Here is a 14,563-nt window from a genome sequence, read left to right as displayed (position 1 = left end):
CGGTTCAGCGCTGGCGGACCAGCTGCCACGCGCGGCCCAGATAGCCCAGCGACGCGAAGCCGCTCCAGACATGCACCAGGCGCGTGAACGGGAAGATCACGAACAGCGTCAGGCCCATGAACAGGTGCGCCTTGAACAGCAGCGGCACGTCGGCGATATGGCTGGCGGCGTCGCCCTGGAAGGTCACGATGTGCTGCGCCCAGGTCATCAGGCGCACCATCATTTCACCGTCCATGTGGCCGGCCGACAGCACGATGGTGGACAGGCCAAGCAGCAGGGTGACAAGGATCCACAACAGCAGCAGCTTGTCGCCCGGGCGCGTCGTGCGGGCGATGCGCGGGTCGGTCAAGCGGCGGTGGATCAGGATCAAGAGGCCGATCAGGCAGATCCCGCCCATGAGGCCGCCCGCCGCCATCGCCACCGTCTGCTTCAGCGTGTGCGAGACGCCCAGCGTGTCCCAGACCACGACCGGCGTCAGCAGCCCGGCCAGATGCCCAAAGAACAGGCCCAGGATGCCGACGTGGAACAGGATGTTCCCCAACCGCAATTGGCCGCGGTGCAGCAGCTGCGAGCTGTCCGTCTTCCAGGTGTATTGCTCTCGCTCGAAACGCGCCAGGCTGCCCAGCAGAAAGACCGTCAGCGCAATATAAGGATAGATGCCGAAGAGAAACTGATTCAGGGAATTCATGATGCGTCGTCCTGAGCATTAATGGGCGCTTGGCGTCCGGGGGTAGAAGCGCACGGTCTGCGCGCCATCGCCCGCGAACGGCCGCAGCAGCGGTTCCACGCCGTCCTGGCTGACGCCGAAGGTGTCCATGGCTTCATCCATGTCGCGCACGGGCGGCGCCGTCTGCTCGCGCGGGGTCACCGTCGATTGCGCGCGCAGCACCGCGAAGACGCCGGCGTAAGGGCTGTCGCCCTTGGCCAGCCGGGCGCCGATGGCGGCCAGCACGTGGATCGCCTCATCCAGCAGCTCCTGCGCCTCTCCGGGTTCGATCACGCCCAGGAACTCCAGGAACAGCGGCACGTGGTCCGGCAGTTCGGACACGACAGGTTCAAAGCCGTGGCCGCGGTAGGTTTCCAACAGATCGACCATGGCCTGACCGCGGTCGCGGCTTTCGCCATGCACGTGTTCGAACAGGTGCAGCGAATGCGAACGGTTGCGGTCGAACGTGGCCACGTAGTTCTCTTGCACGGCGATCAAGTCGTTCGTGGCCAGATAGGCGATCAGCGGCTGCAGGGCTTCCTCGGCGTCCGGTGAGGCGGCAAGCGCCGACTCCACGTCGCCCAGGGCGTCCATCAGATCAGGCTCGGGGTAGCTGAGCAAGGCGGAAAGCAAGCGGTACAGATTCATGGTGTTCTCCTTTCCTAGCGGGCCAGGGCGGCCTTCTTGCGGGATTTCGGCATCTCGATGAAGATCTCGCTGCCTTGGGGCTTGCGTCCGAACAAGGTGCCTTCCGACACGCCGCCCGAGCAGCCGTTGCCGAACGTGAATCCGCAACTGCCCTTCTCGTTGAAGCTGTCTTCCACCACTTCCTTGTGGCTGCTGGGCACGACGAAACGGTCTTCGTAGTCGGCGATGGCCATGATCTTGTACATGTCCTGCACGATCGAATCGGTCAGGCCCACCTGTTCCAGCAAGGCGGTGTCGAGCTCTCCGTGCACGGTCTCGGACCGTTTGTAGGCGCGCATGGCCAGCATACGTTCCAGCGCCTGCACCACCGGCGCTTCCTTGCCTGCCGTCAGCAGGTTGGCCAGGTAGCGCACCGGGATGCGCAAGCTGGACACGTCCGGGATCATGGCGCTCTTGCCCACGGTGCGCTGCGGCATCTGACCGGATTCCGCGGCCGTCTGGATAGGCGACAGCGGCGGGATGTACCAGACCATCGGCAAGGTGCGGTATTCCGGATGCAGCGGGAACGCGACGCGCCATTGCACCGCCATCTTGTAGACGGGCGACTGGCGCGCGGCTTCCAGCCACGATTCCGGAATGCCCTGTTCGCGCGCGGCGGCGATCACTTCCGGCGAATGCGGGTCCAGGAACAGGTCAAGCTGCGATTCGTACAGGTCTTGCTCGTTGGCCGTGGATGCGGCGCGTTCGATCTGGTCGGCGTCGTACAGCATGACACCCAGGTAGCGGATGCGGCCCACGCAGGTTTCCGAACAGACGGTCGGCTGGCCGGCTTCGATGCGTGGATAGCAGAAGGTGCATTTTTCAGCCTTGCCGCTGCTCCAGTTGTAGTAGATCTTCTTGTACGGGCAGCCCGAGATGCACATGCGCCAGCCGCGGCACTTGTCCTGGTCCACCAGCACGATGCCGTCGTCTTCGCGCTTGTAGATGGAACCGGACGGGCAGCTGGCGACACAGGCCGGGTTCAGGCAGTGTTCGCACAGGCGCGGCAGGTACATCATGAAGGTGTTCTCGAACGTCGAGTACATCTCTTTCTGCACGCCTTCGAACAGCGCGTCCCGACTGCGCGAGCTGAATTCGCCGCCCAGGTCGTCTTCCCAGTTCGGGCCCCAATGGATCTTCTCCATCTTCTTGCCCGTCAGCACCGAAATGGGGCGCGCCGTGGGCGGCGTCTGCAGCAACGGCGCGTTCTGCAGATGCTCGTAGTCGAACGTGAAGGGCTCGTAGTAGTCGTCGATGGCCGGCAGGTTCGGGTTGGCGAACAGGTTGGCCAGGATGCGCAACTTGCCGCCCTGGCGCGGTTCCAGCTTGCCGGCGGCGGTGCGCTTCCAGCCGCCCTTCCACTTGTCCTGGTTCTCCCATTCCTTGGGGTAGCCGATGCCGGGCTTGGTCTCGACGTTGTTGAACCAGGCATATTCGACACCGTCGCGGCTGGTCCAGACGTTCTTGCAGGTGACCGAGCAAGTGTGGCAGCCGATGCACTTGTCCAGGTTCAGCACCATGCCGATTTGGGCGCGTATCCTCATGATTGCTTCTCTTTTTGTTGCGTTGCTTCCATGGCGGGGTCTTCCACGAGCGGGCCTTCCAGCCAGTCCACTTTCTTCATCTTGCGCAACACCACGAACTCGTCGCGGTTGGCGCCGACCGTGCCGTAGTAATTGAAACCGTAGGCCTGCTGTGCGTAGCCGCCGATCATGTGCGTGGGCTTGAGCACCGTGCGCGTGACCGAGTTGTGGATGCCGCCGCGCTTGCCGCTGGTTTCAGCGCCCGGCACGTTCACGATCTTTTCCTGCGCGTGGTACATCAGGCACATGCCCACCGGCACGCGCTGGCTGACCACCACCCGCGCAGTCAAGGTGCCGTTCACGTTGAAGACTTCTACCCAGTCGTTGTCGACCAGCCCGGCCTGCTTGGCCTCGGTCTCGGACACCCACACGTGGGGGCCGCCGCGACTGAGCGTCAGCATCCGCAGGTTGTCGGAGTACGTGCTGTGGATGCCCCACTTCTGGTGCGGGGTCAGCCAGTTCAGGACCAGTTCCTTTTCACCGTTCGGGTAGCGGCCCAGCATGGGCGCCACCGTCTTGGTGTCGATGGCCGGCTTGTACACGCAAGAGCCTTCGCCGAAATCCAGCATCCAGCGGTGGTCCTGATAGAACTGCTGGCGGCCGGTCAGCGTGCGCCACGGGATCAGTTCGTGCACGTTGGTGTAGCCGGCGTTGTAGCTGACCTCTTCGCTTTCCAGGCCCGACCAGGTGGGCGCCGAGATGATCTTGCGCGGCTGCGCCTGGACGTCGCGGAAGCGGATCTTGTCGTGCTCGCGGCCGGCGGCCAGATGGGTGTGGTCGCGCCCGGTGATCTTGCCCAGTGCTTCCCAGGCTTTGACCGACACGTGGCCGTTGGTTTCCGGCGCGAAGGTCAGGATCATTTCAGCGGCGTCGATGGCGGTGTCCAGACGCGGACGGCCCTGGCTGACGCCGGCGTCGGCCACGCTTTCATTAATGCCGGCCAGCTCGCGCACTTCGTGCTCGGTGTTCCAGTTGATGCCCTTGCCGCCGTTGCCCAGCTTTTCCAGCAAGGGGCCGACCGACGTGAACTTGCGGTAGATGTCGTTGTAGTCGCGTTCGACCACCGTCATCGACGGCGCCGTCTTGCCCGGCACCAGGTCGCATTCGCCCAGCTTCCAGTCCTTCGGCTCGAAGGCCTGGCCCAGTTCCCCCGGGGTGTCGTGCATCAGGGGCGTCAGCACCAGGTCGCGGCGCTTGCCCAGATAGGGGCCGCCGATCTCGCTGAACTTCTTGGCCAGCAGCTTGTAGATCTCCCAGTCGGTTTTGCTTTCCCACAGGGGCTGCACCGCTTCGCTCAGCGGGTGGATGAAGGGGTGCATGTCGGACGTGTTCAAGTCGTCCTTTTCGTACCAGGTGGCCGTCGGCAGCACGATGTCGCCATACAGGCAGGTCGTGCTCATGCGGAAGTCCAGCACCGTCAGCAGGTCCAGCTTGCCTTCGGCCGCGTCGTCCTGGAACGTGACTTCCGTAGGCTTGATCGCATCGCCTTCGTCGCCGAACACCGCATTCTGCGTGCCCAGCAGGTACTTCAGGAAGTACTCGTGGCCCTTGCCGCTGGAGCCCAGGATGTTGGAGCGCCAGACGAACATGTTGCGCGGGAAGTTCGCGGGATCGTCCGGGTCTTCGCACGACATGCGCAGCGCGCCGGACTTCAACTGTTCGACGGCATGCGCGACGGGGTCGAGGCCTGCGGCCTCAGCCTGGTCCACGACGTCCAGCGGGTTGGTGCGCAGCTGCGGGGCCGACGGCAGCCAGCCCATGCGCTCGGCGCGGGCGTTCAAGTCGATCATGCTGAGTTCGCCGTACTTGGCGTGATCGGCGGTGGGGCCCAGGATTTCCTGCACGTTCAGCTTTTCATGGCGCCACTGGCTGGTGTGCGCATAGAAGAAGGACGTGCCGTTCATCTGGCGCGGCGGGCGCACCCAGTCCGACCCGAACGCCAGCGGCGCCCAGCCAAACTGCGGGCGCAGCTTCTCCTGGCCCACATAGTGAGCCCAGCCGCCGCCGCTCTTGCCGACGCAGCCGCACATCATCAGCATGTTGATGATGCCGCGGTAGATCATGTCCATGTGATACCAGTGGTTCAGGCCGGCGCCGACGATCACCATCGACTTGCCTTCGGTATCGTGCGCGTTCTGCGCGAATTCGCGCGCCACCTGGATCACTTGCACGCGCGGCACGCCGGTGTGCTTTTCCTGCCAGGCGGGCGTATAGGGCACGTCGTCGTCGAAGGACGAGGCGACGTTGCCGCCGCCCAGGCCGCGGTCCAGCCCGTAGTTGGCCATCTGCAGGTCATACACGGTGGCGACCAGCGCGTCCGTGCCGTCGGCCAGGCGGATGCGGCGGGCCGGCACGTTGCGCACCAGCAGTTCGTCGTGTTCGCTGCCGAAGTACGGGAAACCCACGCCGACCACGTCGCTGTCCCCGCCGATCAGGCTCAGCACCGGTTCGATTTCGCGGCCATTGCCGCCGTCCTTGGATTCCAGGTTCCAGCGGCCGACCTTTTCCCCGCCGTTGACCGCGCCTTCGCCCCAGCGGAAACCGATGCTGCCGTTGGGCGCGACCAGGTCGCCGGTGTGCGCGTCCAGCACCAGGGTCTTCCAGTCGGGATTGTTCTGCTCGCCCAACGCGCCGTCCAGATGCGACGCGCGCAGGAAGTGGTCAGGCGCGTAGAAGCCGTCGCGCTCTTTCAGCAGGACCAGCATCGGCATGTCGGTGTAGCGCCGCACGTAGTCCTGGAAATACGGCGACCGGTTGGCCGACAGGTGGAATTCCTTCAGGATTACATGGCCCATGGCCATGGCCAGCGCGGCGTCGGTGCCCTGCTTGGGCGCCAGCCAGATGTCGCCGAACTTGACCATTTCGCCAAAGTCGCTGGACACGGCCACCGTCTTCGTGCCCTTGTAGCGGACCTCGGTGTAGAAGTGCGCGTCGGGCGTGCGGGTCTGGGGCACGTTCGAGCCCCACACCATCAGGTAGGTTGAGTTGTACCAGTCGGCCGACTCCGGCACGTCGGTCTGTTCGCCCCAGATCTGCGGGCTGGCGGGCGGCAGGTCGCAGTACCAGTCGTAAAAACTCAGGCAGGCGCCGCCCAACAGGCTCAGGTAGCGCGCGCCGGCGGCGTAGCTGACCATCGACATGGCCGGGATGGGCGAAAAGCCGATCACGCGGTCGGGGCCGTACTTCTTGATGGTCAGCGCGTTGGCGGCGGCGATGATCTCGGTTGCCGTATCCCAGTCGGCGCGCACGAAGCCGCCCAGGCCGCGGATGGCCTTGTAGCGCTTGGCGCGCACGGGGTCCTGGCTGATCCATTCCCATGCGGCGATGGGGTCCATGGTCTTGCGCGCTTCGCGCCACATTTCCATCAGGCGGCCCCGGATCATCGGGTACTTCACCCGCTGCGCCGAATACACGTACCAGCTGTAGGACGCGCCTCGGGGACAGCCGCGAGGCTCGTGGTTGGGCAGGTCGGGACGCGTGCGCGGATAGTCCGTCTGCTGCGTTTCCCAGGTAATCAGGCCATTCTTGACGTAGACCTTCCACGAGCACGAGCCCGTGCAGTTCACGCCGTGGGTCGAACGCACGACCTTGTCGTGCTGCCAGCGGGAGCGGTAGGCGTTTTCCCACTTGCGGTCTTCATTGACCGTTTCGCCGTGGCCGTCCGCGAAGGTGGACTTCACCCGCGACATGAACTTCAGCCGGTCCAGAAAGTGACTCATTGTGTTTCTCCAAGAACGCCGGCCTGGCCGGCGCGTACTGCGATCAATGCCGTTGAAACCACTTTAGGCGCGGCTCTGTCCCCCGCCTATTCGCCAGTGGCACAGGCCGGGCGCGGCAGAGTGACTAGTCACCCCGGCTGCGCGCGCGGCGCGTGCTCAGCAAGGCACCGGCGCATTGCGGCGCGCGTAGAACCACCAGGTGATCAGCATGCAAGTGGCGTAGAAGCCGATGAAGCAATACAGCGCCGCCTGGACGCCGCCCGTCATGTCGAGCGACGTGCCGAAGCTGCGGGGAATGAAAAAGCCGCCGTAGGCCCCGATGGCGCCGGAAAAGCCCAGCACGGCGGCGGATTCCTTGGCCGCTTCGCTCATGGCCTGCTTCTGGCCGGCCTCGCCCTTGCCTTTCGCCGCCTGCGTGCGTTCGCGCAGGAAGATCACGGGGATCATGCGAAAGGTGGACCCGTTGCCCAGGCCGGTCAGGGCGAACAGCACGATGAACATGGCCAGGAAGCCGTTGAAGTCGCCACCCTGGCCGTTCACGGGCAGGAACACCACCACGCCCAGCACCGCGGCGATCATGCCGGCGAACGTGAACAGCGTGACGCGCGCGCCCCCCAGCTTGTCGGACACCCAGCCGCCCACCGGGCGCGTCAGCGAACCCACCAGCGGACCGAGGAACGCGTAGGTCATGGGGTTGACCTCCGGGAACAGCGTCTTGGTCAGCATGGCGAAGCCCGCCGAGAAGCCGATGAAAGACCCGAACGTGCCCACATACAGCCAGCACATCAGCCAGTTGTGCTTGCGCTTGAAGATCACGGCCTGGTCGGCGAAGGAGGCGCGCGCGTCGGCGATGTCGTTCATGCCGAACCACGCCGCGATGGCCGCGATGGCGATGGGGATCACCCAGATGAAACCGGCGTTCTGCAGCCACAGGTTCTGCTGCGCGCCGTTGACGGTGATTTCCTGGGGCGCGCCGCCGGCCACGCCGAAGACGCCCACCGAGATCACGACTGGCACCACGAACTGCACGAGCGACACGCCCAGGTTGCCGATGCCGGCGTTCAGGCCCGTGGCCAGGCCCTTCTTTTCCTTGGGGAAGAAGAAGCTGATGTTGGCCATGCTGGAACTGAAGTTGCCGCCGCCCAGGCCGCATAGCAGCGCCAGGATCAGCAAGGTGGGAAACGACGTCGTCGGGTCGCGCAGCGCGAAACCCATGCCTAGCGCGGGGATCAGCAACGAGGCCGTAGAGATGGCCGTCCATTTGCGGCCGCCGAAGACCGGCACCAGGAAGGAATAGAAGATCCGCAAGGTGGCGCCCGACAGCGCCGGCAGCGCGGTCAGCCAGAACAGCTGGTTCTTCGACAGCATGAAGCCGGCGCGGTCCAGGTTGACCACCACCACGCTCCACAGCATCCAGATGCTGAACGCCAGCATCAGCGCCGGGATGGAGATCCAGAGATTGCGGTTGGCGACGCGGGCGCCGGTCTGCTTCCAGAAACCGGGATTATCCGGCTCCCAACGCGATAGGACTTGAGTGGACATGATGAGGGCTCTTTGCTTGGGTGGGAGGGGTCGGGATCAGGCGGTTTGCTTGGCGGCGGCCGCCGAAGCGCTGGCCGCGCTTTCGGGCCGGAAACTGAAGTGCATGAAGATCAGCGACACGCAGACCGTGCCGTACAGCAGCATGAACGCGCTGGAGCGCACGCCGGTCAGGTCCAGCAGCACGCCGAACAGGATGGGCAGCACGAAGCCCCCCAAACCGCCCGCCAGGCCGACGATGCCGGACACCGCGCCGATGTTTTCGCCGAATTCATCCGAGATGAACTTGAAGACCGAGGCCTTGCCGATCGCCATGGCGATGCCGACGATGAACAGCAGCGCGGTGAACGAGACGGGGCCCAGCGCGATGCCGAAGCTGCGCGGGCCATTGGCCGTCATGATGGTGAATTCGGTTTGCGGATAGCTCAGCAGGAAGAACGCCACCCAGCACACCCACATCACCCACCACGTGGTCTTGTAGGCGCCGTGGCGGTCCGAGATCCAGCCGCCCAGGGCGCGCAGCACCCCGCCCGGCAATGAAAAGCAGGCGGCCAGCAACGCGGCCAGCTTCATGTCGAAGCCGTATTCGCCGATGTAGTACTTGGTCATCCACAGCGCCAGCGCCACATAGCCGCCGAACACCACCGAGTAATACTGGCAGTAGCGCCAGACGCGCGGGTCCTTCAGCATGGCGAACTGCGCGGACAGGGTCGCGCCATGCGTGACGCGGTGGGCCGGGTCGGAGGCCGAGAACATCCAGAACAGCACGGCGGTGACCAGCAACGCCACGGCGTACACCTGGGGCACGATGACCCAGGCGCCGCCGGCGGCCGCGATCAGCGCCGGGGCCACGAACTTGGTGATGGCCGACCCCGAGTTGCCGGCGCCGAACACGCCCATCGCCAAGCCCTGTTTACTGCGCGGGAACCAGCGCGCCACATAGGGCGTGCCGACCGAGAACGAGCCGCCCGTCAGGCCGACGAACAGCGCCAGCACCAGGAACTGCCAGTACTCGGTCGCGTAGGACAGCAGCCAGATCGGCACCACCGCCAGCAGCATCAGGATGAAGAACACCGGGCGGCCGCCGTAGCGGTCGGTCCAGATGCCCAGCGGCACCCGCACCAGCGAGCCGGTCAGGACGGGCATGGCGGCCAACAGGCCGAACTGCGTTTCGGAAAGACCCAACTGCGCCTTGATGGGGATGCCCAGCACCGCGAAGATCATCCAGACCGCGAAACAGATGGTGAAGGCGAACGTGCTGGAAATCAGGACCCGCATCGGCCTGCCGGACGGGGAAGTTGCTGCTGTCATGGTTACTCTCGCTTGGCTCACGGATACATGCAGCTAGGCTAGGGACCCGGCGCCTTCGCCGCCATTCGCCGGCTGACCATCCGGCCCTGCCAATGTGCCTAGTCACCGCAGGGTTCCCGGGCGGGTTTGCGCTGAATCAAACAAACCCGCTGGCGACGAGGCCGCCCCAGGTTTAATATGCATTTTGAATACACCTTTAAAACCGCAGACCGCCATGCCCCCGTTACTGACCATCGACGAACCCGCGCAGCCGCCCCGGCCGCCCCGCCCCCAATGGCGCGCCTTCACCGAAATGGGATTCCGTCCGCTGTATCTGGCGGGCTGTTTCTGGGCGCTGGCCTCCGTGTGGCTGTGGGTGCATGCGCCCGCGCGCATCACCGGCGTGCTGGGCGGCGTGTTCTGGCATGCGCACGAGATGCTGTGGGGCTTCGTCGCCACCATCGCCGTGGGCTTCCTGCTGACGGCGGGGGCCAACTGGACGGGCAAGAACCCCTTGCGCGGCAACGCGCTGGCGGGCCTCTGCCTGCTGTGGATCGTGGCGCGCGCGGGCTACCTGATGCCCGGCCGACCAGCGTTCCTGATCGCCGCCGCTGCGGATCTTGGGTTTTTCCTGTGGGGCGCCGCCGCCTTGGGCCGCGCTGTCTGGGTCACGCGCAACCAGCGCAACGCCGGCGTGCCCTTCCTGCTGCTGGGGCTGGCCGCCGCCAACGCGATGTATCTGTGGGCCGCCGTGCAGGGCGATTATCTGGCGCTGATGCGCTACTTCAATGTGGGGCTGCTGTGCATGGCGGTGCTGACGTTGCTGATCGCGCGCCGCGTGCTGCCCTTTTTTGCCAAGCGCGCAGTGCCGGGCCTGGACATTCCGGCCCACACCCGCAGCGGGCTTTGGCAACTGGCCCTGGGCGTGGCCGCCATCGCCTGCCTGGTCGCCGGCGCACCGCGCGCGGCCGCGCTGGCGCTGGCGGCGACCGGTCTGATCGCACTGGCGCAATGGCTGTCCTGGAAGCCCTGGGCCGTGCGCCGCGTGCCGCTGCTATGGATTTTGTATGCGGGGTATCTGGGGGTGGGGATCGGCCTGCTGGTGGGCGCCGCGCACCTGGCCGGCTACGTCCTGCGGCCGGCCTGGCCCGCCCATGTGGTCGGCGTGGCCGGTTTTTCGGTCCTGATCCTGGGCATGGTCACGCGCACCGCGCTAGGCCATCTGGGGCGGCCGTTGAAAACCGACCGCAGCATGGTGGCCAGCTACGCGCTGATGATCCTGGCGGCGCTGCTGCGCTTGGCCGCCCTGCTGCCCACCGCCGCCACGATCGGTTTCCTGCACGCCTCGACCACCGCCTGGGTGCTGGCCCTGGGGCTATACCTGTGGCGTTTCTTCCCGATGATGATCCGGCCGCGCGCCGACGCCGCCAAGCCGGCGGCGCCCGTGATGCGCGTGGTGCCGGTGGCCCGGCGCACGTAGCGCCAGGCCAAAAGCCTCAGCCGCCGCGCCCCTGGCCTTCACGGCGCTCGATCGCCTCGACTTCGCGTTTCATCGCCTTGATCCAGGACTTGAGCAAGCCCTGATCCGAAAACTGCATGACTTCGTGCTCGAGTTCGCGGATGTATTCCTGGATGTCGACGATATCCGCGTCCAGGTCTTCCATCACCGTTTCCGGGTCGAACGACGCGAACGGGTCCAGGTCGTAGCGCAACTTGAAGCCCTCTTCGGCGTAGGCGCCCTGCTGCAGGGCCTCGTCCAGCTGGGCCTGCAAAACGGCGTTCACTTGCGGCAGGCGCTCATCCGCGATGTCGCCAGCCGTATCCACGACGGCTTGAAGATCCGGGTTCTGCGCGGCCTGGGCGACACGCGCGCGCTCGGCGTCTTGCAAGGCTTGCCACGCCACGGCGTTCGGCGTGGACGTGCGGGTGGCCAGCCGCGCCAGCGCCAGCAGTTCCTCGGCCTCGTCGTCTTCGTACTGGTCCTGGATGCGGGCAAGCAGCTGCGCGGGCGACAAGGCGGCAGGATCGGCGTCCAGATCCAGGCCGAGCGCATCGGCCAGCTCGACCTTGGCATCCTCGGTCTCTGCCGCCACGTCCGCGTCGTAGTCGGATCCGCCATGCTTTTTATATAGCGTCTTGAGCCGGCCGGCGTCGCAGCCCGCCGGCAATTGACCCTTGGCGGCCAATTGCAACAGTTCTTCTGAAAACTCCACTACCAGTTCGGACACGAATTCGCGTTCCGACTTGGACAGCCCCATGTTCTTGTGCGCGTGGTCGAAGCACAGCACCAGCTTCATGCGCAGTTCATGCAGCTTTTGCTCCAGCGGCGACAACCCTTCGGCATATTTCTGCCCGTAATCCGCCTCAAGCGCCTGCCACAGCCGCAAGCGGGCGCGTTCGGTCTCCAATCTTGCTTGAAGGCGTTCGAACCATTGCCGCGGACTTTCGAGGGGATGCTCACCCATGGACCTGCTCCTTGCTGATCGGGTATTGAAAATAGCCGCCACTATAACGACTGGCGGCTCAGGCGGCCGCGGAACTGGCCGACAGGCCCGCCAATTCGACGCGGTTGCCGCCCAGCGCCTTCGCGCGGTACAGCGCCCGGTCCGCCGCGGCCAGTCCGGCAGCCAGCACCGGGGCGTCGTCGTCGAACTGGGCCAGGCCGACGCTGACCGTGGCCGGCACCCCCACGCCGCGGACCGGATCCGCGACGGTCTCGGCAAACCGCCGAACGATGCCTTCGGCCAGCAAGTGGGCGCGGCGCGCGTCGTCGCCCGCCAGCAGGCACGCGAACTCTTCTCCGCCGATCCGGGCGAGCACCGCGCCCGGGCCTGCCGCGCCCTGGGCCACGCCCGCGAACGACGTCAGGACCTTGTCGCCCGTTTCATGGCCATGCAGGTCGTTGATCACCTTGAAGTGGTCCAGGTCGAACGCCAGGACGGCAACGGGGCCTGGCGCGGCCGCGCCGATGACGCGCGCGCCCTGCTCGAAAAACCACCTGCGGTTGCCCAGCCGGGTCAGATAGTCCGTCTGGGATTCCTGCAACAACTGGCCGTGGGTTTCTTCGCGGATCAGCTTCAGCAGCGTCATCGGCAAGATGACCGAATACAGCACGCCTTCGTACATCGTGATGTTGCTGGCGGCCATCAGCACCGGCTGACCGTACTGCGCCACCATCCAGGGCAAGACGAACGCCCTGCCCGCGTACAGCAGCGCATGGATGCCCGTCACCACCACGATGATCCGGCGCGGCTGCAACGCCTGCATCGACCGGCAGCGCAACATCTCCAGCGACGTCATGGCGCTGATCAGCGCGATCGGCACCGCGCTGGCATAGGCCCAGACGATATCCAGCCATCGTTCGCCCGTGACCGCCCACACCAGCGCCATCACGGCCAGCAAGCCGAAGGAAGCCCCGCGGTATTGGCGCCCACGCAAGGACGCCACGCCATTCAAAACCAGAAGATAGCCCGACAGGACGACCAGATTGCTGAGCGCGGCGCCGTAGGCCCCAGGTAGTTCGCGGCGGAACAGGATCAGCACGCACCCGGCCGCCAATGTCGCGAAGCCGACGCCCAGCAGGCGCAGCGTCTTGCTTCGCAGCGGGTGGGCCCGGAGCTCCCAGAAGATCATCCCCGCGCTGGCCAGCAGCGTCCCGATGATAAGGAGGTAAAGGGTATGGAGGTCGACGTACATGCCGTAGGGGAAGGCGTATTGCGCCGAACCTTCACGGCGTCGGCCGGATTTTACGTTGAATTCCCTACCGGGACATGGCGAAAACCCTTCTTGAAATACGGCGTTAATAACGCTAATCATTATTATTAATATAGAATTCCGGCTGTCCGCAACATCCTGCCTGGCAGCCCTGATGTCACTGCCCTTTTTCGCGGGCCGCCCTTCCCGAACCCAGCGCCTGATCCTGATCGCCGCCGCCCTGTTGCTGGCCGTGCTGATCGGGGCCGCGTACTGGCTGACGGGAAAGACGCGCCCCGCCGCCCCGCGCTTGCCCGAATACGGGCAGATCCCCGTTGCCGTCAGCGTTGCCGCCGCCCGCGTGGGCCCGCTGCAGCGCGACCTCCACGCGCTGGGCACCATCACGCCGCTGGCGCAAGTAACGTTGCGCAGCCAGGTCGACGGCGAATTGGTCCGGCTGCACTACACCGAAGGCCAGGCCGTCACCCGGGGCCACTTGCTGGCCGAGATCGACGCTCGGCCGTACCTGGCCGCGCTGGCCGCCGCCGAAGGCGAGCTGGCGCGCACCCAGGCGCTGCTGGACAACGCCCAGGCCGACTTGCAACGCTATCGCCGGCTGGCGCGTCAGGAATCCGTGGCGGGCCAGCAACTGGACACCGCCGAAGCCCAGGTGCGCGCGTACACCGCGCAACGCCAGCTGCACCGCGCCCAGGTCGCCGACGCCGAGCGCCTGCTGAGCCATACGCGCATCGTCGCCCCGCAGGACGGCCGTATCGGCCTGCGCCGCATCGATGCCGGTAACCACGTGCGGGCCAACGACACCAACGGCCTGACGACGCTGGTGCAGACGATGCCCATTTCGGCGATCTTCAGCATTTCCGAAACCCGGCTGGACATCCTGCGCCGGGCCCAGGCCAAGACAGCGGTGCTGCGCGTGCAGGCCTGGGACGCGGACGACCGCCGCATCCTGGCCGAAGGCACGCTGGAGGCGCTGGACAACCGCATCCAGGCGGCCAGCGGCACCGTCCGGCTGCGCGCCCGTTTCGACAACGCCGACGAATCGCTGTTCCCCAACCAGTTCGTGAACATCCGGCTGGCCGTGGTGCAGCAAGACAACGCCATCACCATCCCGTCCGCCGCCGTGCAGTACGGCGCCGAGGGCGCTTTCGTCTTCGTCATCGGCGACGACCAGCGCGCCACGCGGCGAGTCCTGCAACTGGGTTCCGCCAACGCCGGCCGCGTGGTCGTGGAAGCGGGCCTGGCCGTTACCGAGCGCGTCGTGGTCGAGGGCGTGGACCGCCTGCACGACGGACGCGACGTCCAGATCGTCGAGCCCCTAACCTGAA

General features: G+C 65.9%; 10 protein-coding genes. 2 read left to right on the top strand and 8 right to left on the bottom strand.

The window, feature by feature from the left end:
• Nucleotides 1-4: 4 nt before the first annotated feature.
• The 6 genes from narI to A9973_RS02370 all read right to left on the bottom strand — a co-directional run bounded on the left by narI (nucleotide 5) and on the right by A9973_RS02370 (nucleotide 9,545).
• Nucleotides 5-688, bottom strand: coding sequence for a respiratory nitrate reductase subunit gamma (narI, locus tag A9973_RS02395; RefSeq protein ID WP_183012162.1), 684 nt, complete (start codon nucleotides 686-688; stop codon nucleotides 5-7).
• An 18-nt stretch (nucleotides 689-706) separates the two neighbouring features.
• The gene (narJ, locus tag A9973_RS02390) at nucleotides 707-1,354 is read right to left on the bottom strand and encodes a nitrate reductase molybdenum cofactor assembly chaperone (RefSeq protein ID WP_183012161.1); all 648 of its coding nucleotides are present in this window, start codon (nucleotides 1,352-1,354) and stop codon (nucleotides 707-709) included.
• 14 nt (nucleotides 1,355-1,368) lie between these two features.
• Nucleotides 1,369-2,937, bottom strand: coding sequence for a nitrate reductase subunit beta (narH, locus tag A9973_RS02385; protein ID WP_183012160.1), 1,569 nt, complete (start codon nucleotides 2,935-2,937; stop codon nucleotides 1,369-1,371).
• Entirely contained in the window at nucleotides 2,934-6,695 is a 3,762-nt protein-coding gene (locus A9973_RS02380; RefSeq protein ID WP_183012159.1) for a nitrate reductase subunit alpha, read from the bottom strand. The genes narH and A9973_RS02380 overlap by 4 nt, the downstream gene beginning before the upstream one ends.
• A 156-nt stretch (nucleotides 6,696-6,851) precedes the next feature.
• The gene (locus A9973_RS02375) at nucleotides 6,852-8,237 is read right to left on the bottom strand and encodes a NarK family nitrate/nitrite MFS transporter (RefSeq protein ID WP_183012158.1); all 1,386 of its coding nucleotides are present in this window, start codon (nucleotides 8,235-8,237) and stop codon (nucleotides 6,852-6,854) included.
• Nucleotides 8,238-8,273: 36 nt separating this feature from the next.
• Nucleotides 8,274-9,545, bottom strand: coding sequence for a nitrate/nitrite transporter (locus A9973_RS02370; protein ID WP_255468980.1), 1,272 nt, complete (start codon nucleotides 9,543-9,545; stop codon nucleotides 8,274-8,276).
• A 214-nt stretch (nucleotides 9,546-9,759) separates the two neighbouring features.
• Here A9973_RS02370 and A9973_RS02365 point away from each other — a divergent pair, with 214 nt between their 5' ends.
• On the top strand, nucleotides 9,760-11,004 hold the full coding sequence (locus A9973_RS02365) for an NnrS family protein (RefSeq protein ID WP_183012157.1): 1,245 nt from the start codon (nucleotides 9,760-9,762) through the stop codon (nucleotides 11,002-11,004).
• A gap of 16 nt (nucleotides 11,005-11,020) precedes the next feature.
• Here the strand turns inward: A9973_RS02365 and A9973_RS02360 are convergent, their stop codons facing one another.
• Both A9973_RS02360 and A9973_RS02355 read right to left on the bottom strand, forming a co-directional pair.
• A complete protein-coding gene (locus A9973_RS02360) occupies nucleotides 11,021-11,989 on the bottom strand; it encodes a molecular chaperone DnaJ (RefSeq protein WP_183012156.1) in 969 nt (322 codons plus the stop codon).
• 58 nt (nucleotides 11,990-12,047) lie between these two features.
• A complete protein-coding gene (locus A9973_RS02355) occupies nucleotides 12,048-13,220 on the bottom strand; it encodes a diguanylate cyclase (protein WP_183012155.1) in 1,173 nt (390 codons plus the stop codon).
• Between the two features lie 172 nt (nucleotides 13,221-13,392).
• Between A9973_RS02355 and A9973_RS02350 the strand changes: the two genes are divergently transcribed.
• A complete protein-coding gene (locus A9973_RS02350) occupies nucleotides 13,393-14,562 on the top strand; it encodes an efflux RND transporter periplasmic adaptor subunit (protein WP_183012154.1) in 1,170 nt (389 codons plus the stop codon).
• Nucleotide 14,563 lies beyond the last annotated feature (1 nt).

The sequence above is a fragment of the Achromobacter sp. UMC46 genome, assembly GCF_014170335.1.
GTDB lineage: Bacteria > Pseudomonadota > Gammaproteobacteria > Burkholderiales > Burkholderiaceae_B > Achromobacter.
The sequence above is the reverse complement of the archived record's forward strand: the minus strand, read 5'-3'. Positions and strand labels throughout refer to the sequence as shown.